This is a genomic window from Mesorhizobium sp. LNHC209A00, assembly GCF_000502915.1.
GTDB lineage: Bacteria > Pseudomonadota > Alphaproteobacteria > Rhizobiales > Rhizobiaceae > Mesorhizobium.
Window position 1 is genome coordinate 295,327 of record NZ_AYWT01000006.1, and the last position, 20,736, is coordinate 316,062.

The window sequence follows — 20,736 nt, forward strand, 5'->3', positions numbered from 1 at the left end:
ACAGCGTCTTTTGCGCGTCATAAGGGACGCAACGCTGTAGTGCCGCCCGTATCGAACGACTGGCTTGTCTCAGAGGCCGCTGTTCTGCGCGGCGGTCTTCAGGGCGTCTTCCGGCGAAGATGTCCCGAGCAGCGATTCCTGGATTGCCTGCTGCAGCGCGGTCGACAACTCCTGGTATTTCGGCGTGGTCGGGCGCGGATACATGGCGGCCAGACCGAGCTTGGCGGCGGCGATCAGTTCTTCCTGGCCCTTGGTGACGGCGGGGTCGTCATAGGAGGAGGCCCAGATCGGCAAAGAGAGCTTGGCGTACTGGTTCTGCGTCGCCTGCGAGGTCATGAAGGTGATGTACTTCCAGGCTTCGTCCGGATGCTTTGAGATCGAGGTGACGCCGAGACCCATCGAGCCGTTGACGGCCGACACCTCGCTGGTGCCGGCAACGCCCGGCGCCGGCACGACGCCGACCTTGCCGGCCACCTTCGAGTCCTTCGGGTCGTTGGCCATGTTGTACATGTAGGTCCAGTTCAGCGTGAAGGCGGCATCGCCGTTTTCGAAAACCTTGCGCACGTCCTCTTCGAGGAATTCCTTGGAATTGGGATTGGTGAGACCCGACTTGTAGCTGTCGACCATGTATTTCAGAGCCAGCAGGCCGCCGCCATTCTGGAAGTCCGGCTTGCCGTCCTTGAGGAATTCGCCGCCATAGGCGCTGACCAGCGTGGTGTAGTCGCAGATGGCCGCTTCCGCCTGCGACCAGCTCCACGCGATCGGCGTCTTCAGCAGGCCTTTGTCCTGGATGATCTTGGCCTGTGCGCCGAGTTCTTCCCACGTTTTCGGCGGGGTCTTGATGCCGGCCTTTTCCAGGATATCCTTGTTGTAAAACAGATATTTGGTGTCGAGGATCCACGGCATGCCATAAGACTTGCCGTCATACTGCACCGTGGTCCAGGCGCCGGGCAACACGCCCTTCTTCATGTCGTCGGTGATCTTGGAAGACACATCGACCAGCACCTTGTTGGTAGCGTATTCGGCCGGCCAGATGACGTCGAACAGGACGACGTCATAGCCTCCGCCCGAGCCTTGGGCGAGCACGGTCTTGTCGTGCAGGCCCTCATAGGGGACGAATTCGAGATTGACCTTGACCTCGGGATTGGCCTTGGTGAAGGCATCCGTCATGGCACGCACGTCGGCCTCGCTGTAGGCGGCCTGCGCCATGAAAAGCGCGTTGAGCGTCGTCTCGGCGAAAGCGTGGGGGACGAACAGTCCTCCGGCAAAAACCGCGCCGACCAGTGTCTTGGTGATCGTCCTAAGCATTTTCTTCTCCCATTGCAGCGTTGACGGGCCGGCGGTGCCAGACGTTCGGCATCGTCTTCCCGGATCCATGTCGCGTGACCTGAGGTGCCGGCGGACCAGTGGCGGCAGGCAGAAGCCTTGGCCATCTTGTTTTGCGGTGTTCGGCTCACATTAAGTCAACTCGCTTGACTTAATTAGTCGATCAATATTCTAATGGTGTCAAGAGGGGAAACGCCGGTGGACGACATCAGTCCGATTCGTGCCAAGAGCGGCACCAACCAGGAAGGCACGAGCGCGCATAACCGCCGTGTCATGGTCGAGGCGCTGCGTCTCAATGGCGCGCTGTCGCGGGCCGATCTGGCGCGGGCGACGCAGCTCACCAAGCAGGGGGTTTCCAACATCATCGAGGACCTGGAACGCGACGGCCTGGTCGTTGCGCTCGATGCGGTGCGCAAGGGCAGGGGCCAACCGTCGACCCCCTACAGGCTGGTGCCTGAAGGCGCTTTCGCCATCGGCCTTCAGATCGACCGTCACCTGACGCGGGCGGTCGCGGTCGATCTGATGGGCAGCGTGCTGGCGCGGGACGAGGCGAACCTGCCTTTCGATGAGCCGTCCAGGGGGGTCGAGGTGATCCTCGGCCTGATCGATGACGTTCGGCGCGAACTGGCCGGTATCTCCTCACAGTCGGAAAAACGCCTCGTCGGCCTGGGCGTCGCCATGCCCGGCCCGTTCGGCCTGAAGAACTCGGATGACAAATGGATGATGCCGGCCTGGCAGAAGTTTCCGCTGCTGGACATGCTGGCCAAGGGCACGGGACTGAATGTCGGCCTGCAGAACGATGCCGCCGCCTGCGCGACCGCCGAGCGAATCGTCGGCGCCGCGCACGGCGTCGACCACGCAGTGTGTCTTTATGTCGGCTATGGCATTGGCGCCGGGCTGATCCTCAACGGCGAACTGTACAGCGGCGGCCATGGCAATGCCGGAGAAATCGGCATGGCCTTGCTGTCGCCGGCCGGTCCGGGCTCGACACCGCTGGAACATCGCGCCTCGCTCGCCTCGCTCTATCAGCATCTTGGCCTCGATCCCACCGACGAGGACCTCTACGAAAAGATCGGCGCGCTGGCCGCGGCGGGTGATGTGAAGATCATGCGCTGGATCGAGGGCGCGGCCCATGATCTGCGCTGGAGCGTGCATCTCATCGAAACCATCTTCGATCCGCAGACAGTCATCCTGACCAGCGGCGCGCCGGAAGCGCTGGCGCGCCGGCTCGTCGAGGCCATGCATCCGCTGCATTCGTCGATCGCCGACCGGCCAGGCCGGACCTTGCCGCGCCTGCAGCTCGGCACCACCGATCCCTGGTCGATCGCGTTGGGAGCCGCGGCGGCGCCGATCAGCCGCGCCTTCGATCCGCTGTTCTCGGCGATCCTGAAGACACGTTCCGGTCCCGCCTGAAGGAGACCACGCGCAAGGCCAAGCCTCTCCCGGCGTCACACAGGGTTCATTGTCCGGACATAGCGTCTTTTCCAGTTCTTTGCTGCAATGCAATAGGAGTGGGACATGGTGGACATAGTTTCTAGCGAGGCGGGCATTCCAAGGCCGGATCATCCGCTGGATACTTCGGGTGGCGCGAAGTGGTTCCTGCCGGTCTTCGGTGTGCTGGTGCTGGTCGGGGTGGTGTATGTCGGCTACGCACTGAGCCAGGATCTGGCGGTCGCCAAGACGGTGCCGTGGATCCTGCTCGGCATCGCCTTGCTGATCGCGCTCGGCTTCGAATTCGTCAACGGTTTCCATGACACCGCCAATGCGGTGGCGACCGTCATCTACACACGCTCGCTGCCGGCGGAATTCGCCGTCATGTGGTCGGGCGCCTTCAATTTCCTCGGGGTTCTCACTTCCAGCGGCGCGGTCGCCTTCGGCATCCTGTCGCTACTGCCGGTCGAGCTGATCCTGCAGGTGGGTTCTTCCTCCGGCTTTGCCATGGTGTTCGCACTGCTGGTGGCCGCCATCCTGTGGAACCTCGGCACCTGGTTTCTCGGCCTGCCGGCGTCGAGCTCACACACGATGGTCGGTTCGATCATCGGCGTCGGCCTCGCCAACCAGTTCATGGCGCCTGCCGGCAGCGCCACCAGCGGTGTCGACTGGTCGCAGGCGACCAACGTCGGCATAACCCTGCTGGTGTCGCCGATCATCGGCTTCTTTGCCGCGGCGATCCTGCTCTATGCGATGAAGCTTCTCGTCCGCAATCCGGCGCTCTACGAGGCGCCGAAAGGCAATGCCCCGCCGCCCTGGTGGATCCGCGCGCTGCTGATCTTCACCTGCACCGGCGTCAGCTTCGCGCATGGCTCCAATGACGGCCAGAAGGGCATGGGCCTGATCATGCTGATCCTGATCGGCGTGGTGCCGACGGCCTATGCGCTCAACCGCACGCCCGACATCAACTATCTCGAAGCCTACAAGTCCGCTTCGGTCAGCGTGGAGACCGCGCTGGGCAAATATGTGAAGCCCGGTGTCACCATCGCCGATGCGAAGGATGCCAAGGCAGCCGTGCAGGATGCCGTGCGCACCCGGAGCTGGACCGACAAGACGACCGTCGCTCTGCAGAGCTACATCCACGACACGACGGCCGAGCTGCAGCCTTACGCTTCCGTCGACACCGTGCCGACCGATCTGGTCAGCAACGCCCGCAACGACATCTACCTGATCGGCGAGGCGCTGAAACTGATCGACAAGAAACAGTTGCTGCCGATGGAGGCCGCCGATCTCAAGGCGGTGACCGACTATCACAAGGCCGTCGACAACGCGACGAAGTTCATCCCGATCTGGGTGAAGGTCGCGGTGGCCCTGGCGCTTGGCCTGGGCACCATGGTCGGCTGGAAACGCATCGTCGTCACGGTCGGCGAGAAGATCGGCAAGAGCCACCTGACCTATGGCCAGGGCGCGGCCGCCGAACTCGTGGCGATGGTCACCATCGGCATGGCCGACCGCCTGGGTCTGCCGGTGTCGACGACCCATGTGCTGTCGTCCGGCGTTGCCGGAACCATGGCTGCCAACGGCTCGGGCCTGCAATGGTCGACGGTGCGCAATCTGCTGCTCGCCTGGGTGCTGACCCTGCCCTGCTCGATCACACTGGCCTTCGTGCTGTTCATCATCTTCCGCCAGGTGTTCTGAGTGGGCGAAGCGGCAACACTGACAACAACACTACCGACGGCGCCACATTGGCGCCGTCTCGTTTTCCAGCGACAGGTTCGCGACGATTTCGGGCGTCAGTCATGAACGACGCATCGCATCCGGCCCTGCTTGCCGTGACGACCAAGAGGCTCGACGAGGTGGAAGATCATCTGGTGACCGAACGGCTTGCCGACGAAAAGGCGGCTGAAAGATGTTCGCCGTCTGGCGGTCTCCCTGCACCGCCCGATCTCGGCGCTAGCGGCACTTTTCCAGGACGAGGACCGCTCGGACTGGAAGCTGTCGGCAAGGGCGCACGAGATCTTGCGCCAATCTTAGGTTCCGAGCCCGGCCCCGGCATTCCGGGCCAAGGCGTTTCAGGCCTGACCTTCAGGTCGGATCTTCACGATGCAGGTCGTGGATGGTGACGCCGTCGGCATTGGTCGGCAGCATCAGCCACTTCTTGTGACGCAGCGTGCGCTCGGTGTCCTCGAGGCCCATCTCCCAATGCTCGCGCATCGAGGTGCCCGAAAACTCATAGTCCTTGGCGTGGCCCTCATAGCCCTTGTGCTGATAGATCAGGTGGACGATGTTGACGACGCCGGCGTTGGAATAGTCGACGATCAACTCCTGCTCGCCTTCCCTAAGCTGCTCCGACGGCACGCGCTTCAGCGCATCGAGCAGCTTCATCTTCAGCGTATGGATGCGCTCGAAGTTATCGGTGTTCTGCCGCGTGCGGCTCGAATACATGATGTTCTTGTGGCGCGACAGCACGTCGGCCATGCCGCGCGGCAGCACGCCGCGGGCGCTGAACAGATCGACCTGGAAGACCAGCGAGGAACGGTCCTCTTCCTGGTCGAGCAGGTATTGCAGCGGCGTGTTGGAGACGATGCCACCATCCCAATAGTACTCGCCCTCGATACGGATCGAAGGAAAGGCCGGCGGCAGCGCGCCGCTGGCCATGATGTGCTCCGGCTCGATACGCACCTTCTCGGTGTCGAAATAGACGAAGTTACCGGTCCTGACATTGACCGCGCCGACGCTCAGCCGCTTCTTGCCGTCGTTGAGCACGTCGAAGTCGATCAGGCTCGCCAGCGTGCCCTTCAGTTCGGCGGTGTCGTAGAAGCTGGTGGCGCCTTCGGCGCCCGACAGCTGGAACCAAGGATTGGGATTGCGCGGCTTGAAGAAACCGGGCTGGCCCATCGTCATCGTCATCAACGATGAGGTCTGGTTGCGGATGTCGCGGTAGATGTCGCCTTCGGGCGTGTAGGACCAGATCTTGCGGCCGGAAATCGTCTGCCAGAACTGTTCCAGCCGCTGCAGCCGGCGGCTCGGCTCGTTGCCTGCGACGATGGCGGCATTGATGGCGCCGATGGAGACTCCGGATAGCCAGGTCGGCTCGCAGCCGGCATCGGCAAGCGCCTGATAGACCCCGGCCTGATAGGCGCCGAGCGCGCCGCCGCCCTGAAAGACCAGCGCGATACGGTCATACTGCGCCGTGATTTCCTCAATGGTGGCGGCGGCTGCCTTGTTGCGGTTACGATCAAGCACTGACTTTCTCCAGCTGGGTTGCGCTGGCAGCGGATCGGCTGTGGTCAGCGAGGTAATCATGCACGACTTCGCCCAGGCCGAGCGTCAGATCGGCCTTGAAGTGAACCGCCGACACGATGTCGAGCACGGGCAGCTTCGCCACGTCGGCCATGACATGTGGCCGCAGATCGAGCGCGGCGGGCGCCGTCCAAGCTTCCTTCAGCGTGATATCGGTGAGGTAGTAGCGGACCAGCTCGCAGATGCGCGGCGTGCCGTCGACATGGGGGATGATCTTGATAAGGAAATTGGGGGAGGCGAGCGAGGCGAGCACGGAATCGTGGTCGGCTTCCCGATGCTTGTAGCCCATCGTGCCGGTGGCGCACAGAACGCTGCCATAGTGCAGCGTGCCGACGATCACCTCGCCTTCATGGACGATCTTGGGATTGGCGAGCTTCTTTGGAAACCCCCACAGCTCGCGACCGCCGGCAATCGGCGCGTCATCGTCGAGATACATCGAATGAACGTAGCCGCCATGCTGGCCCTTGTAGCGCACCGGGATCACCTGGCCGGTCTCGGTGTAGTCGCCGAAGCCGGTGGAGTCCGGCATGCGGATGAATTCGTACTTGACCAGCGGTTCGTCGATTTCCAGCGGCGCCGGCACGACGGCCTCGAGCGCTTCGCGTGTCGTGCGATAGGTGATGATGATGTATTCGCGGTCGAAAAAGCGATAGGGGCCCGGCGGGAATGAGGGATTGGTGAGCGGCATTGCATAGGCGCGCTTAACGACATCGGCGATTTCCATGCTGTTGCCCCAAGGTTCTGTCGGACGAATTCGTTCAGGAAGGACCGCGCGAATGCGCAACGATTGTGTTGCACGGCACCATGACAGTGCCGTGTCAGCGCCTAACGACCATGGTTTCCGAACCGGCGAGGACAGGCAGGCGCTGTCTCCTGGCTTGTAATCGCATCGACATATGGCTCTGCCATTGTCATGCTGCGACGCACAATTATATCGTCATGTTCCCTCCCACCTCGCGCGAGATCTCCCATGGCTTCCCTGTCTTCGAAGAATGCCCTCGTCACCGGCTCGACCAGCGGTATCGGCCTGGCAATCGCCCGCGCCTTTGCCGCCGAGGGCGCCAACGTGACCATCAACGGTCTTGGGGATGCTGCCGTCATCGAGGGGGAGCGCGCCGGCATCGAGAAGGATTTCGGCGTCAAGTGCCGCTATTCCGATGCCAACATGATGGATGGCGCCGCGGTCACCGCCATGATCCATGACGCGGAAGAGGCGCTCGGCAGCCTCGACATACTGGTCAACAATGCCGGCATCCAGCATGTGGCGCCGATCGAGGAGTTTCCCGACGACAAATGGGAAGCCATCATCCGCATCAACCTTTTGGCCGCCTTCTACGCCATCAAGGCGGTGGTGCCCGGCATGAAGGCACGCAAATGGGGCCGCATCATCAACACGGCGTCCGCGCACGCGCTGGTCGCCTCGCCGTTCAAGTCGGCCTATGTCTCGGCCAAGCACGGCATATCAGGCCTGACCAAGACGGTGGCGCTGGAAGTCGCGCAGGACGGCATCACCGTGAACGCGATCGCGCCTGGCTATGTCTGGACGCCGCTAGTCGAAAAGCAGATCCCCGACACGATGAAGGCGCGGGGCATGACCGAGGAACAGGTCAAGCACGACGTGCTTCTGGCCGCGCAGCCGACCAAGGAATTCGTCACCGTCGAAGAGCTGGCGGGACTGGCATTGTTCCTGTGCTCGGATGCGGCCAGGCAGATCACCGGCACGACGTTGCCGATGGATGGCGGCTGGACGGCACAGTAAAATTGGTCGAAACACGCCGCCTTCAGGCCAACGCCAGGGCGCCGGCAGGAAGGCAGTACGCGGCCCATGAAAATCATCCAGCTCTCCGATCCGCATCTGATGGCNATCTGATGGCGCCGGGTGGCCTTCTCTACGGTTCCGATCCGCTCGCGCGGCTGGAAGCCTGCCTGGCGGATATCGGCAGGAACCATGCCGATGCCGACCTGGTGGTGATCTCAGGCGACCTGACCAATGACGGCGAGCGCGCGGCCTATGCGGCGTTGCGAGAGGCGCTGGCGCGGTTCGAGCCGCCTTGCCGGCTGATGCTCGGCAACCACGACGACAGGGCGCTTTTCCTGGAAATGTTCCCGGGAATGCCGGCCGAGTGCGACTTCGTCCAGAGCGTTTTCGATGGCGGCGATGGCCGCCTGATCCTGCTCGATACGCTGGACAGCGGACATGTCGAGGGCAGGCTGTGCGCTGCCCGTCTCGACTGGCTGGACGAGAAGCTGCACGAGGCGCGCGACAGGCCGGTCTTCCTCTTCATGCACCACCCGCCGTTCCGCATCCACATGCCTGTGCTCGACAAGGTCAGGCTCGCCGACGCCGATGCCTTCCATGACATTCTCCGGCGCCATGGCAATGTCGGCCACATCTTTGCCGGCCATGTCCACCGGCTGATCGCCGGCAGCTGGCGCGGCATACCGGTGAGCACGCTACGCAGCACCAACCATCAGAGCGCCCTCGATTTTTCGGACAGCTGGCGGCTCGGCCACGAGCCGCCAGCCTGTGCCGTCATCTTCATCGATGCGGATGGAGTGGTCGTCCATTTTCACGATTTTGAGGCGGGCCGGCCCGAGCCGGTCAAGGGTCCTTGACGAGGCGGCTTTCGCCGCCGCCAAGATGGGTCTCCCACACATGATCGGAGATCAGCCGCCGGTATCGCGGGGTCATGACCAATTTTCTGTGCGAGGCGCCGCCGACGTGGAAAAAGGCGCCGCCCAGCATGCGATGGTTCGCTTCCATCCCATCAAAGTCGAGATCGGCTGCCGTCTTTTGCGCATCGGAAACATCGTTCTCGCCAAGCCCGCGATACAGCAGGCTCCAGTTTCCGCCGCCGGTGTCCATTCCGCTGGCAAAGCGCGGTGTGAAGTCCAGGTCCAGTCCTTGCACGGCGCTGAAGCGGAAGAAGCAGAACCCAGCCCACAAGAACCAGGCTTCGGGGTCCGCTTGCGCTGGGCGCTTTGAGCCATGGACGATTTTACCCTCCATCGCCGCGGCGATATCCACCGGGACGGTCGGAAAGCAGTCGTGATCCAGAAATCCGAAAAGCTCCGGCCGCAATGGCCGAACGATGTTGTGGAAGATCCAGTTCATGGATATCCCGTGCGACCGGTTGGGATGGCTTTCCCGGTTCCGAGGCAAACCGAAATAAGCGATTTTTCGCGCCCGGCAGATGTCCGCGATGCGCACCCTGGCCGTTCGATCGGATGAATTGTCGATGACCACCAGCGTCATTCCCGAGGAATATAATTGCCAGGCTCGGGTGAGCGCATCGATGACCCAGGGCGTGTTGAAGGCAATGACAAAGCAGAAGCGCCGGGAGCCGGTTTGCCGCAGCTCCTCGGCGAATTTCAGGCCTTCGGCAACGCCGCGCCCGCGAAAATCACGCTCAACCAAGGCGTTGCGAAAAGCCTTGGCCTTTCTGACAGGCCAATTGTGATTCAGCAGATCAACAAGGCCCTTGGCCGGTTTCCAGCTCATTACAAACTTCGCCACGGCTCCAAATCGGATGCTCGCTCCATAAGACGAAGCTCATCCTCCCACAACCCCGGTCTCGAATCGCGAGAATTTTTGCGACCACCGGCTTGTCGTACACGCGTGCTGTATTTCAGCCTGATCTGGCCGCGGGCGCTATCAATCGCGACATCGTAGCGCTAAAATGCCATGGGGTTCTGCACGGGGGTTGATATGTTAGTCGTGATCTTCTTGCGCGCATTGCGCGCCGTTCCCTTCCTTGCCGCGAGTATTGTCTTTGCCATGGGCGCCCAGGCGCAAGCGGTCGAATTCAGGACAATCACGATCAAGGTCGGCTATGGCCCCGGCGGGGGCTATGACCAGACATCGCGGCTGATCGCCCGCCACTTCGGCCGGTTCCTTCCAGGCAATCCGGATATAGTCGTCCAAAATGTGCCCGGGGGCGGCAGCCTGAAACTCACCAAGATGGTGCTGGGCAGCGAGCCGTCCGACGGCAGCGTCATCGCTTCCGTCAGCGAAGCCATGTCATATGCGCCAGTGCTCGATCCTCAGAACGCCAATTTCGATCCGCTTGCCCTGCAGTGGATCGGCTCGCTCGTCAACGAGCCGGCCTATTGCCTGACGGCCAAAAGCTCCGGCGTCGACACGATGGACAAGTTCCTGCGGTCTGATTTCCTGATAGGGGCGACGGGCAAGAGCAGTGTGACCTATATTTTCGCGGCGCTGGTCAAGAATGGACTGAAGGCGAAGTTCAAGATCGTGACGGGCTTTGAAGGCACAGCCGACATCGAACTGGCGATGCAGCGGGGCGAAATCGCCGGAATGTGCGGAGTTTCCAGTTACAACATCTCCGGAAACCGCGATACGCTCAACCTCATCGGGACGTTCGGTTCAGGCACCGTCGCAGGCAAGGAGAAGCTTATTCGGTTCAGTGACAAGATCGAGGATACCAAGGTCCGGGAGGCGGCCGCGCTCATCGAGACGACCTTGCAGTTCCATCACCCGTTGGTTGTCCCACCGGGCACGCCCAAGGAGACGGTCGAAGCGCTGCGCAAGGGATATATGGAGATGGTCAGGGATCCGGCATTCCTGGCTGACGTCGGCAAGCTCAGTGAGATGACCGTCAACGCCACCAGCGGCGAAGATATAAGCCGGCTTGTCTCGAAGCAGTTGAAGGTGGATCCGAATGTGTTCGAGACCGCCAGAAATCTGGTGAAGTAGATTCCCGCCGAGGCTCAACGGTGGATCTGATCCTCACCGCCGTCGTCGAGATGGCCCAGCCGTTTCGCATGCTGATGCTGGTGACCGGCGTTTTCGTCGGCCTCGTCGTCGGCGTTGTCCCGGGCATTGGCGGGCTGTTCGCGATGGCCTTGCTCATCCCCATGACCTACAACATGGACGCCTATGCCGCCTTCGCGCTCCTGCTCGGTATGGGATCGGTCAATACGACCTCCGATACGATCCCGGCCATCCTGTTCGGGGTTCCGGGCTCGGTCGGCGCGGCGGCGACGGTGCTCGACGGCCATGCCATGGCCAAAAAGGGCGAAGCCGCGCGCGCCTTCGGCGCCTCCTATTCCGCGTCGATGATTGGCGGCGTGTTCGGCGCTCTGGTGCTTGCCGCAGCTATTCCCATCATGCGACCGCTTGTCCTCTATCTAAAGACGCCGGACTTCTTCGCCATCTGTGCCTTCGGCCTCTCTATCGTCGCGATGCTGGCCGGGAGCCAGCCGCTGAAGGGGCTGGCTGCGGCCATGTTCGGCATGCTCGCCTCGTTTGTCGGCATCGATAAGATCGCCGGCATCGACCGGTGGACCTTCGGTGAAATCTATCTTTGGGACGGTCTGCCGGTGGCCCTGGTGTTTCTCGGCCTGTTCGGCCTACCGGAGCTGGCTTCGCTCCTGTTGCGTGGCTCTATCCAGGGCAATGCGGAGCGACCGACCTATGCGGGCATGTGGCAAGGCATCAGGGACACGTTGCGGGAGTGGCCGCTGGTGCTGCGATGCAGCAGCATCGGTTCGCTGCTTGGCGCGGTTCCCGGTGTCGGCATCGCGGTGCTGGACTGGATCGCCTATGGCCATGCGTCACGGCGGCCTGGCTCGGGACCGAAATTCGGCCAAGGCAATGTCAGGGGTGTCATCGCGCCCGAGAGCGCCAACAATGCCAAGGAGGGCGGCTCGCTCATCCCGACCATCGCCTTCGGCGTGCCGGGTTCAGCCTCGATGAGCATCCTGCTCGGCGCGTTTGTCGTCCATGGGCTCGTTCCCGGCCCTGACATGCTGGGCAAGAATGCCGCGCTCACCATGTCGATGGTGTTCAGCATCGCCGTGGCGAATATCATGGGCGCGGTGACCTGCCTTGTGCTGACCCGGCCGCTGGCGCGCGTGGCGCAGGTTCCGGCCGCCATACTGGTGCCACTGGTGGTCACTTTCATCGTGGTTGGCGCATACCAGACCAATATGAGCGCCTTCGATTTCGCGCTGGTCATCGGCGTCGGCGCCGTCGGCATGGCGATGAAGGAACTCAACTGGCCACGCTCGGCCTTTTCCCTGGGCTTCGTGCTCGGCCCCAGCCTCGAGAACTATTTCTTTCTCGCCTATCAGATTTCCGGCTGGTCGTGGCTTGCCCAGCCGCTGGTGCTCATCCTGCTTGGACTGGCCGTGTTCGGGGTCGTCAGGCAGACGCTGTCGTGGTTCAGGGCCAGAAATTCCGGCGGACCGCTGCCACCCGCGCTGCCAGACATTGTCGCAGGCGCCACCATGACATTGCTTGCGTTCGCGGCGTTGGTGACGGCCGCGACCGGCTTTCCCTTCGAGGCCGCCATCTTCCCGATCATCACGGCCGGATTGCTGATGGCGTTTTCGCTGGTGACCACAGTGCAGACGTCGCTGCGATGGCGCAGGCGGGCCACGCCTGTCCTATCCGCGCCTGCCGCGATACCAGGCGAATGGTCTCCGGTTTCGGAACCCACCATGAAAGGCAATCTCGCGATCATCGGCCTTTGCCTAGCCCTCGCCTTTCTCATCCTGTTGGTCGGGCACCTGGCAGCGACCTTTATTTTCGTTGCCTGCAGCATAGTGGTGCTTGGAACGAAGTCGAGGCGGCCACCCCTGGTGATCGCTGCCGCCGCGACGGCCTTTGTCTATTCGGTCTTCGACATGCTGGCATCCCAGCCCTGGCCGACGCCGTGGCTCGCAGGCATCGGTGGGATTTTCTAAGAACCCTTATGGGGCAGCAGCGCTTCGACCATCTGGCGGCGCAGCAGCTTGCCGTTGCCGCTGTAAGGCAGCGTTGCAACGAGCCGTATCTCGCGCGGGCGCCGGTCGGGCGCGATGTTGGCGCGCATGAAAGCCTGGAATTCCTCGACTGTTCCCCGGTCGGAGACGATGAAGGCAGCGATTTCCTGCCCCATGGTCTCATCTGGAAAGCCGGCCACGGCGACGTCCTGCACCTTGGCATGGGTGCGGATCAGCTTTTCAAGCTCCTGCGGCGCCACGCTGACACCGCCGCGAACAATCATATCGGCCTCCCGATCGACGATTGTGATAAATCCGTCGGCGTCCAGAAATCCTATATCGCCAGGGATGCCCCAGTCGGAGCTCATGATCTGCGGATCGACGAACAGGCGGTTGCCGGGCATCAGGACCGCGGATGCCATGGTCGGGGTCCACGCCTTGATCAGCCCGCGCTCACCTTGCGGCAATACGCGGCCATCGGCGCCGAGGATTTCGACCTGTACGCCGGCGACCGGACGGCCGGCGCTTTCCGGCTTTGCCAGAATATCCCCGCCCCATAGCGAGGATATGATGCCGGTAAGGCTCGATGAGTAGCTGATCCGGTATCCGGAGGAGAGATAACGGTAGGCAGCGATCTTGTCTTCGCCTCTGGCCGGTCCGCCTATGCTGTAAAGAACAGAAAGCTCGGGAAGGAGGTGGCTCGCGCGTTCGCCTGCTTCCTTGACCATCCGTGCAATCACCGATGGTGCCAGCGCCGTGCCGCTTGCGTGGAACGATAACAGCGCCTCGATGAGTTCCGAGGGAGTGAACAGGGGCGGGAAGAACCGGACGACGCCGCCATAAAGCAGATAGCCAAGAACCTGGTGGCGCATTGCCGAGTATGACAGGGCCATCGGGGTCAGGAATCGCTTGGCGGTTCCCTCCACGACGCTCCGGCGCGCCGCGATGCGCCTGGCGAGCGCCTCATGCGACTGGGTGTAGGCCTTTGGATCGCCCGTCGTGCCGGATGAAAAGATCAAAAAGGCCGGGGCGGCATCGTTCGGCGGGGGGCCGACGTCGGATCCCGGCGCCGGGGCCGATTTCCAGCCAGCGTCGAAAAGGGCGTTCGGATAGACCTCATCGCCCGGCATGGCGCGGCTTTCGAAAACCATTCTAAGATCGAAGTCGCGGGCCTGCCTGGCTCGCTGACTCCTGGGAGTTCGAAAGTCAACGACAACAGGGGTCGCGCCGATCTTCCAGCAGGCGAGGATGGAAAGGATCACGTCGATGTTGTCGACCATGGCGAGGCCGACGCGGTCGCCCGGCCGGATGTCCGATGCGCTGAAATTGGCTGCGAGATGCCCGCTCTGCGTCAGGGCCTGGGAATAGGTGATATCAGACCGGCCGCTGACCATCGCTACCTTGTCGCCATGCGCGGCGAAGGCCTCTAATATCTGCCGACCAAAACTCATTGACGATGCGGGTTTTCGCGCGCGGCTTCGCTCCGGGCGGAAAGGAAGGTCAAGATCTCCGCGTCGATCGCGTCCATGTTGGCCTTGCGGAATTTGTTATGCGTACCCGGCATGACGACCGTTTTCACGCTGGCCTTGTTAGACGCCCAGCCCTTGTAGTCCTTCACTGTAGTGGCTCCCCATTCCGAACTGGCGAGGATGAGGATGTCGCAGGGATAGGACGAGGGCACGAAACCGGCCGCGGCCTGCAGCAGCGCGCTCTTGTATGCTTTCTTGCGCAGATGGCGGCCCAGGCGGGTCTGTCCGAAGCCGACCGTCGTCAGCGTGTCTCGCAACAGGCGCCAGTAGACCACCTTGCGCACGATATCGCGCCGCCTCCTCTCGGTGAGGCGATCGTCGGGCATCGGCTTCAGCCAGGCCGAACCTGGCGACGGCGGATCGATGAGCACGATTGCCGGCCGCTTGCCCGTCGCCTCATGGCTCAGCCGTCCGACCTCGATCGCGAGCAGGCCACCCACGCATATGCCGCCGATGACTTCAGGGTGCCTGCCTGTTACCGAGATGAAGGCTTCAAAATAGTTGGTGCCAATTTCGGCCATGGTGGAATAGGGCGTCTCGCCGGGTTCGGTGCCCATGCCGCGCACCGCCATGATCGCGTATTTCTCTTTCAGACGCCTGCTGAAGCGATTGGCGAACAAGGCCGAGCCGGTGATGCCGTGGATCATCGCGATCGGCTCCTGGCCGACGCTGCCGGACACGGGCACTATCAGCTCACGGGCCGGATGCTCCGGCACCAGCGATGCGATCAAGCGGCCGAATTCGCGGGGTGTCTGCGCTTCGAGCAGGACAGAAGTCTGCAATTTCACGCCGAACCGCTTCTGCACGGCGAGCACCAGAGTCTCCGCCATCAGCGAATCGCCGCCGAGATCGAAGAAATTGTCGTCGAAGCCGACGGCCGGCACCTTCAATTCCGCGGCGAAGATGCCGGCAATCGCATGGGCCGGTCCATCGCCCGGCGGCGGCATAGGTCCTGCCCGTTGTAGGACGTTCATCGGAAAACCCCTAACCGATGGGTGTTCACTGCTAATGCTTTTACGCAGGGTGAGAGCTCCTAACAAGTGTCCTGTGCGCCGCGCGATGAGACGCTCGCGAACAGCCGTTGCGTGCAGTCCAGTGACGGCAATGCCGAATCCCGCGATTTGCCGGCTCTTCAACAGGTTTTTCGTCCTGCTGAATGCCTTGTGAAAGTGCTGCAAAAGCACGCGAATTTGGACATTAGTCTTGACAGAAATACAGATGTTCAATACCCGTCAGGCAATCAACGAGCCTGCATTATGGGAGGAATGAGCGGTATGGCGTCCAATGTTTCGTTGACGGGCCTTGCCCGCGATCTCGAGGAACGCGGCAAATCGGGCAAGCCGATCCGCATCGGGCTGATCGGCTCGGGCGAGATGGGAACCGACATCGTCACCCGCGTCGCCCATATGTCGGGCATAGAGATCGGGGCGATCTCCGAGCTGAACCTGCCGGCCGCCAGCAAGGCGGTGGACATCGCCTTCCAGGAAACCGGGCATGCGCGCGAGGTGTCGAACGCCTCGGCGATGACGGCCGCCATGGAGGCCGGCAAGGTGGCGGTGACCAACGACGCCGGCCTGGTCATCAACAACGATCTTATAGACGTCGTCATCGATGCCACCGGCGTTCCCGCCGTCGGCGCCGAAATCGGCTTGCGCGCCATGGAGCATGGCAAGCATCTGGTGATGATGAATGTCGAGGCCGACGTCACCATCGGCGCCTATCTCAAGAGCGAAGCCGACCGGCTCGGCGTCACCTATTCGCTGGGCGCCGGCGACGAGCCGTCCTCCTGCATGGAGCTGATCGAATTCGTCTCGGCGATGGGCCACCCGATCGTTGCCGCCGGCAAGGGCAAGAACAATCCGCTCAACATCGACGCCACGCCGCCCGCCTATGAGGAAGAGGCCAGGCGCCGGCACATGAATGTGCGCATGCTGGTCGAGTTCGTCGACGGCTCGAAAACCATGGTCGAGATGGCGGCGATCGCCAACGCCACAGGTCTGGTGCCCGACAAGGCCGGCATGCATGGCCCGGCCGCGACGCTTGGTGAACTCTCCAAGGTCCTGGTGCCGCAAAAGGATGGCGGTGTGCTGTCCAGGGTCGGCGTCGTCGACTATTCGATCGGCAAGGGCGTTGCCCCCGGCGTCTTCGTCGTCGCCGACATGTCGCATCCGCGCATCTCGGAGCGCATGGAAGATTTGAAGATGGGCAAGGGCCCTTATTTCACTTTCCACCGTCCCTATCACCTGACCTCGCTTGAAGTGCCGCTGACCTGCGCCCGCGTCGTGCTCTACGGCAAGGCCGACATGGTGCCGCTGGCCAAGCCGGTAGCCGAAGTGGCCGCCGTGGCCAAGAAGGACATGCAGCCCGGCGAGAAGCTCGATGCGATCGGCGAATATTGCTACCGCGCCTGGATCATGACTGCACCGGAAGCGCATGCCGCAAGGGCCATTCCCTGCGGCCTGCTGCAGGGCGGGTCGGTGACGGCGCCGATCAAGAAGGGTGAGCTTATCACCTACGCCAATGCCGCCCCGGCAGCGGGCTCCAAGATCGCCGAACTGCGCGCGCGCCAGGACAAGCTCGTCTACGGCACCGTGGAGGCGTAATCATGGCCGGAGCCAGCAAAGCCGTCGCGGACAGCCGCGCCAACCTGCCCTTCGTCTATCGCCAGTACAGCGCCGAGCAGCTGAAGCAGGTGCTCTACAAGATGTACCTCATCCGCCGCTTCGAAGAGGGCGCGGAGGAAAGCTACACGCGCGGCCTCATCCACGGCACCATGCATCTGTCGATCGGCCAGGAGGCCAGCGCCATGGGCATATGCATGCCGCTTGGCGAGGACGACCAGATCACCTCGACCCATCGGGGGCATGGCCACTGCATCGCCAAGGGCGCCGAGGTCAAGCGCATGTTCGCGGAATTCTTCGGCAAGACCACCGGCTACTGCAAGGGCCGCGGCGGTTCGATGCACATTGCCGATGTCGCCAAGGGCAATCTCGGCGCCAATGGCATTGTCGGCGGCGGCATTCCGATTGCCGTCGGCGCCGCGCTGTCCGCCAAGATGATGAAGACCGGCAAGGTCGTGGTCTCCTTCTTCGGCGACGGCGCCAACAATGAAGGCGCCTTCCACGAGGCGCTCAACATGGCCGCGGTCTGGAAGCTGCCTGTCATTTTCGTTTGCGAGAACAATGGCTACGGCATGTCGACATCGACGGCCCGGTCCACCGCGGTGAAGAATATCGCTGATCGGGCCGCCGCCTATTCGATGCCGGGCGTCATCGTCAACGGCAACATCTTTTCCGAGGTCGCCGAGGCTTCTTACAAGGCGGTCGAGCGGGCACGTGCGGGCGAGGGGCCGACGCTGATCGAATCCAAGACCTATCGCCATCGCGGCCATTCCAAGAGCGACCGCAATCGCTACCGGACCAAGGAAGAGATCGAGGACTGGATGTCGAACCGCGATCCGATCACGCTGTTCGAAAACGAGTTGCGGGAATTCGGATTCATCGACGACAAGGGCATCGAAGCCATCCGCGAGGGGGTGGCGCGGGAGATCGTCGACGGCATCGAGTTCGCCAAGGCGAGCCCGTCGCCTGACGTCAGCGAGACCGGCAATTACGTGTATACGGAGCAGGCGTGATGGACGCGATGGTGCGTGAACTGAGCTACGCCCAGGCGATCCAGGAAGCCATGGCAATCGCCATGGACATGGACGAGCGCGTCTTCCTGATGGGCGAGGACATCGGCGTCTATGGCGGCGCCTTCCAGGTGACCGGCGACCTCGTCGATCGTTACGGCGCGGACCGGGTGCTGGACACGCCGATCTCGGAACTCGGCGGCGCGGGCGTCGCTGTCGGCGCCGCGCTGACCGGCATGCGGCCGATCTTCGAATTCCAGTTCTCCGATTTCGCCACGCTGGCCATGGAGCAGATCGTCAACCAGGCTGCCAAGATGCGGTTCATGCTGGGCGGCGAGGTTTCGGTGCCCGTCGTGATGCGCTTTCCCGCCGGCTCCGGAACAGGCGCCGCCGCGCAGCACAGCCAGAGCCTGGAAGCCTGGCTTGGCCACGTGCCGGGTCTCAAGGTTATCCAGCCGGCGACACCACATGATGCCAAGGGCATGCTTCTGGCTGCTGTCGCCGATCCCGATCCAGTGATGATCTTCGAGCACAAGCTGCTCTACAAGATGAAGGGCCCGGTGCCTGAAGGCTATTACACCGTTCCGATCGGCAAGGCAGATATCCGCCGCGAGGGCCGCGATCTCACCATCGTCGCCACCTCGATCATGGTACAGAAGGCGCTCGACGCCGCTGCCGCGCTGGAAGCCGAGGGCATCGACGTCGAAGTCGTCGACCTCCGGACCATCCGGCCGATGGACAAGCAGACGGTCATCGACAGCGTCAAGAAGACGTCGCGGCTGATGTGCGTCTATGAGGCGGTCAAGACGCTGGGCATCGGCGCCGAGGTCAGCGCCATGATCGCCGAGAGCGAGGCGTTCGATTATCTCGATGCGCCGATCGTGCGGCTGGGCGGTGCGGAAACGCCGATCCCCTACAATCCGGAACTGGAAAAAGCCACGGTGCCGCAGGTTCCGGACATCGTCACCGCCGCGCGCGACCTCGTCAAAGGGGTTCGCTGATCCATGCCGACCGAAGTCATTCTTCCCAAGGTCGACATGGATATGGCGACCGGACAGATTTCGCGCTGGTTCGCCGAGGAAGGCGCCACCGTGAAGAAGGGCGATTTGCTGTTCGAGATCGAAACCGACAAGGCGGCGATGGAGATCGACGCTCCGGCAAGCGGTGTGTTGCGCGACGTGACCGGCAAGGAAGGAGTCGATATTGCGGTCGGATCGGCGGTTGCCTGGATCTATGCCGAGGATGAGACCTATGGAGCTGGCGCGAAGCAGAATGGGACGCCAATCTCGCCTCTCGTGGGGGAGATGTCGGCGAAGCCGACAAGGGGGGGCGCTGTCCCACTAGCGTCCCGTCCCCTCACACTCCCCTCTGCCCTGCCGGGCATCTCCCCCACGAGGGGGGAGATTGGCCAATCTGCGTCGGGCGGCCGCGCGACACCGCTGGCTCGCCGTCTGGCGCGCGAGGCGGGCCTCACTCTTTCAGCCATATCCGGCACCGGCCCACACGGCCGCGTGGTCAAGGCGGATATCGACGCGGCGATTGCCAAGGGCGGCGCCAAGGAAGCTCCGGCGGTCGCTACCGAAGCTCTGGTCCCTGCCTCCGCCCCGCCGGTGAAGGCGATGTCGGACGAGCAGGTGCTGAAACTGTTCGAGCAAGGCTCCTACNCATCCCGCATTTCTATCTGACGCTCGACTGCGAACTCGACGCGCTGCTGGCTTTACGCACTCAGCTCAATGCCGCTGCGCCGCTGAAAAAGACCGAAAAGGGTGAGGCGCCCGCCTACAAGCTGTCGGTCAATGACATGGTCATCAAGGCGATGGCGATGGCGCTGAAGGCGGTGCCGGATGCCAATGCCTCATGGACCGAGAGCGCCATGGTCAAGCACAAGCATGCCGATGTCGGGGTGGCCGTCTCCATTCCCGGCGGCCTGATCACGCCGATCATCCGGCATGCGGACGACAAGACGCTGTCGGTCATCTCCAACGAGATGAAGGACCTGGCCAGCCGCGCCCGCAGCCGCAAGCTGAAGCCGGAAGAATATCAAGGCGGCACGACCGCCGTCTCCAACCTCGGCATGTTCGGCATCAAGGACTTTGCCGCCGTCATCAACCGGCCGCATGCGACGATCCTGGCGGTCGGCGCGGGCGAGCAGCGGGCGGTGGTCAAGAATGGTGAGATCAAGATCGCGACCGTGATGTCGGTGACGCTGTCGACCGACCATCGTGCGGTTGACGGCGCGCTGGGGGCCGAATTGCTGGTCGCGTTCAAGAAGCTGATCGAGAATCCGATGGGCATGCTGGTCTAGTTTCCTGCCGTAAGCCGGCGCCAATGATGCGCCGGCTCATGATGAAACGACTTGTCAGGCACCGACCCTTGACCCATGTTCTCTGGTGATCGCGACCAAGGGAGGCCAACATGCCTGCATTCGACCCGTCTGACGTCAAAACCTTGTTCGGCAAGGTCATGGGTGCATCGCCTTCCGACATCAAGCTGGTGGCGCAGCGCCTGCACGATCATGCTTTCGAGCCACGCATGTCGGCGGAAGAGACAAGGCGGCTTGTCGTCGGCCTCGGCTACGACAGCCTCGATGCGTTCTGCAATGATATCGGCCTGCCCGCTCATATCGCCGAGCGCTGGAACCGTTTTGGCGTTTCGGGCGAGATGAAGCAGGTGTTCACGCTGCTGGCGGGGCAGCGTAGACGCGTGGCCGAAGCGATCGCCGAATTCGAATCCATGACCCATGTCGGCGTCGAGGATTTTTTGCGCGAGCGCGGATTGATTTAAGCC

At 62.7% G+C, this 20,736-nt stretch carries 18 protein-coding genes and 1 pseudogene; 13 read left to right on the forward strand and 6 right to left on the reverse strand.

The window, feature by feature from the left end:
• Positions 1–69: 69 nt before the first annotated feature.
• A complete protein-coding gene (locus tag X739_RS148690; protein ID WP_023774151.1) occupies positions 70–1,308 on the reverse strand; it encodes an extracellular solute-binding protein in 1,239 nt (412 codons plus the stop codon).
• 216 nt (positions 1,309–1,524) lie between these two features.
• On the opposite strand from X739_RS148690, the gene X739_RS148685 reads away from it, so the two are divergent.
• From X739_RS148685 to X739_RS0134555, 3 genes are all read left to right on the forward strand, one after another.
• Positions 1,525–2,739, forward strand: coding sequence for an ROK family transcriptional regulator (locus tag X739_RS148685; RefSeq protein ID WP_023774152.1), 1,215 nt, complete (start codon positions 1,525–1,527; stop codon positions 2,737–2,739).
• Positions 2,740–2,844: 105 nt separating this feature from the next.
• Positions 2,845–4,455, forward strand: coding sequence for an inorganic phosphate transporter (locus X739_RS148680; RefSeq protein ID WP_023774153.1), 1,611 nt, complete (start codon positions 2,845–2,847; stop codon positions 4,453–4,455).
• A 101-nt stretch (positions 4,456–4,556) separates the two neighbouring features.
• Positions 4,557–4,880, forward strand: a complete 324-nt coding sequence (locus X739_RS0134555) for a hypothetical protein (RefSeq protein WP_031252102.1) — start codon at positions 4,557–4,559, stop codon at positions 4,878–4,880.
• Here X739_RS0134555 and X739_RS148675 read toward each other — a convergent pair.
• Together X739_RS148675 and X739_RS148670 are read right to left on the reverse strand one after the other, a co-directional pair.
• On the reverse strand, positions 4,843–6,003 hold the full coding sequence (locus X739_RS148675) for a patatin-like phospholipase family protein (RefSeq protein WP_023794989.1): 1,161 nt from the start codon (positions 6,001–6,003) through the stop codon (positions 4,843–4,845). The two genes, X739_RS0134555 and X739_RS148675, sit on opposite strands and share 38 nt — an antisense overlap.
• The gene (locus X739_RS148670; protein ID WP_023774156.1) at positions 5,996–6,784 is read right to left on the reverse strand and encodes an acetoacetate decarboxylase; all 789 of its coding nucleotides are present in this window, start codon (positions 6,782–6,784) and stop codon (positions 5,996–5,998) included. Before X739_RS148670 ends, X739_RS148675 begins: the two co-directional genes overlap by 8 nt.
• Positions 6,785–7,030: 246 nt before the next feature.
• On the opposite strand from X739_RS148670, the gene X739_RS148665 reads away from it, so the two are divergent.
• On the forward strand, positions 7,031–7,819 hold the full coding sequence (locus X739_RS148665; protein ID WP_023774157.1) for a 3-hydroxybutyrate dehydrogenase: 789 nt from the start codon (positions 7,031–7,033) through the stop codon (positions 7,817–7,819).
• A 110-nt stretch (positions 7,820–7,929) separates the two neighbouring features.
• Positions 7,930–8,676, forward strand: a complete 747-nt coding sequence (locus X739_RS01000000166225) for a phosphodiesterase (RefSeq protein ID WP_245273879.1) — start codon at positions 7,930–7,932, stop codon at positions 8,674–8,676.
• Here X739_RS01000000166225 and X739_RS0134565 read toward each other — a convergent pair.
• A complete protein-coding gene (locus X739_RS0134565) occupies positions 8,663–9,271 on the reverse strand; it encodes a hypothetical protein (protein WP_245273880.1) in 609 nt (202 codons plus the stop codon). The two genes, X739_RS01000000166225 and X739_RS0134565, sit on opposite strands and share 14 nt — an antisense overlap.
• 60 nt (positions 9,272–9,331) lie before the next feature.
• Here X739_RS0134565 and X739_RS1000000170590 point away from each other — a divergent pair, with 60 nt between their 5' ends.
• From X739_RS1000000170590 to X739_RS148655, 3 genes are read left to right on the forward strand one after another with little or no spacing between them, the layout of a single operon-like run.
• Positions 9,332–9,733, forward strand: a complete 402-nt coding sequence (locus tag X739_RS1000000170590; protein ID WP_245273881.1) for a hypothetical protein — start codon at positions 9,332–9,334, stop codon at positions 9,731–9,733.
• A gap of 36 nt (positions 9,734–9,769) precedes the next feature.
• Positions 9,770–10,777, forward strand: a complete 1,008-nt coding sequence (locus X739_RS148660) for a hypothetical protein (protein WP_031252103.1) — start codon at positions 9,770–9,772, stop codon at positions 10,775–10,777.
• A 20-nt stretch (positions 10,778–10,797) separates the two neighbouring features.
• Positions 10,798–12,771 (forward strand): tripartite tricarboxylate transporter permease, encoded by a 1,974-nt coding sequence (locus X739_RS148655; RefSeq protein ID WP_023794991.1) that lies wholly within the window; start codon positions 10,798–10,800, stop codon positions 12,769–12,771.
• Here X739_RS148655 and X739_RS148650 read toward each other — a convergent pair.
• Both X739_RS148650 and X739_RS148645 read right to left on the reverse strand, forming a co-directional pair.
• The gene (locus X739_RS148650; protein ID WP_023774161.1) at positions 12,768–14,240 is read right to left on the reverse strand and encodes a class I adenylate-forming enzyme family protein; all 1,473 of its coding nucleotides are present in this window, start codon (positions 14,238–14,240) and stop codon (positions 12,768–12,770) included. The two genes, X739_RS148655 and X739_RS148650, sit on opposite strands and share 4 nt — an antisense overlap.
• On the reverse strand, positions 14,237–15,292 hold the full coding sequence (locus X739_RS148645) for an acyl carrier protein (protein WP_031248243.1): 1,056 nt from the start codon (positions 15,290–15,292) through the stop codon (positions 14,237–14,239). The genes X739_RS148650 and X739_RS148645 overlap by 4 nt, the downstream gene beginning before the upstream one ends.
• Positions 15,293–15,592: 300 nt before the next feature.
• Between X739_RS148645 and X739_RS148640 the strand changes: the two genes are divergently transcribed.
• The 5 genes and pseudogenes from X739_RS148640 to X739_RS148625 all read left to right on the forward strand — a co-directional run bounded on the left by X739_RS148640 (position 15,593) and on the right by X739_RS148625 (position 20,733).
• Positions 15,593–16,921, forward strand: coding sequence for an NAD(P)H-dependent oxidoreductase (locus X739_RS148640; RefSeq protein ID WP_023774163.1), 1,329 nt, complete (start codon positions 15,593–15,595; stop codon positions 16,919–16,921).
• A gap of 2 nt (positions 16,922–16,923) precedes the next feature.
• Complete coding sequence (locus X739_RS148635; RefSeq protein WP_023774164.1) at positions 16,924–17,952, forward strand: thiamine pyrophosphate-dependent dehydrogenase E1 component subunit alpha; 1,029 nt, start codon at positions 16,924–16,926, stop codon at positions 17,950–17,952.
• Positions 17,952–18,950, forward strand: coding sequence for an alpha-ketoacid dehydrogenase subunit beta (locus X739_RS148630; protein ID WP_023774165.1), 999 nt, complete (start codon positions 17,952–17,954; stop codon positions 18,948–18,950). The genes X739_RS148635 and X739_RS148630 overlap by 1 nt, the downstream gene beginning before the upstream one ends.
• Before the next feature lie 3 nt (positions 18,951–18,953).
• Positions 18,954–20,254: pseudogene (locus X739_RS01000000166230) on the forward strand (dihydrolipoamide acetyltransferase family protein).
• Positions 20,255–20,364: 110 nt separating this feature from the next.
• Positions 20,365–20,733, forward strand: coding sequence for a hypothetical protein (locus tag X739_RS148625; protein WP_023774166.1), 369 nt, complete (start codon positions 20,365–20,367; stop codon positions 20,731–20,733).
• Positions 20,734–20,736 lie beyond the last annotated feature (3 nt).

Coding starts and splice junctions, on each gene's coding strand:
- X739_RS148660 (WP_031252103.1), top strand. CDS start 9,770: ATGTTAGTCGTGATCTTCTTGCGCGCATTGCGCGCCGTTCCCTTCCTT.
- X739_RS148665 (WP_023774157.1), top strand. CDS start 7,031: ATGGCTTCCCTGTCTTCGAAGAATGCCCTCGTCACCGGCTCGACCAGC.
- X739_RS148670 (WP_023774156.1), bottom strand. CDS start 6,784: ATGGAAATCGCCGATGTCGTTAAGCGCGCCTATGCAATGCCGCTCACC.
- X739_RS148680 (WP_023774153.1), top strand. CDS start 2,845: ATGGTGGACATAGTTTCTAGCGAGGCGGGCATTCCAAGGCCGGATCAT.
- X739_RS148630 (WP_023774165.1), top strand. CDS start 17,952: ATGGACGCGATGGTGCGTGAACTGAGCTACGCCCAGGCGATCCAGGAA.
- X739_RS148690 (WP_023774151.1), bottom strand. CDS start 1,308: ATGCTTAGGACGATCACCAAGACACTGGTCGGCGCGGTTTTTGCCGGA.
- X739_RS148645 (WP_031248243.1), bottom strand. CDS start 15,292: ATGAACGTCCTACAACGGGCAGGACCTATGCCGCCGCCGGGCGATGGA.
- X739_RS0134555 (WP_031252102.1), top strand. CDS start 4,557: ATGAACGACGCATCGCATCCGGCCCTGCTTGCCGTGACGACCAAGAGG.
- X739_RS148635 (WP_023774164.1), top strand. CDS start 16,924: ATGGCCGGAGCCAGCAAAGCCGTCGCGGACAGCCGCGCCAACCTGCCC.
- X739_RS148650 (WP_023774161.1), bottom strand. CDS start 14,240: ATGAGTTTTGGTCGGCAGATATTAGAGGCCTTCGCCGCGCATGGCGAC.
- X739_RS148640 (WP_023774163.1), top strand. CDS start 15,593: ATGGCGTCCAATGTTTCGTTGACGGGCCTTGCCCGCGATCTCGAGGAA.
- X739_RS01000000166225 (WP_245273879.1), top strand. CDS start 7,930: ATGGCGCCGGGTGGCCTTCTCTACGGTTCCGATCCGCTCGCGCGGCTG.
- X739_RS148625 (WP_023774166.1), top strand. CDS start 20,365: ATGCCTGCATTCGACCCGTCTGACGTCAAAACCTTGTTCGGCAAGGTC.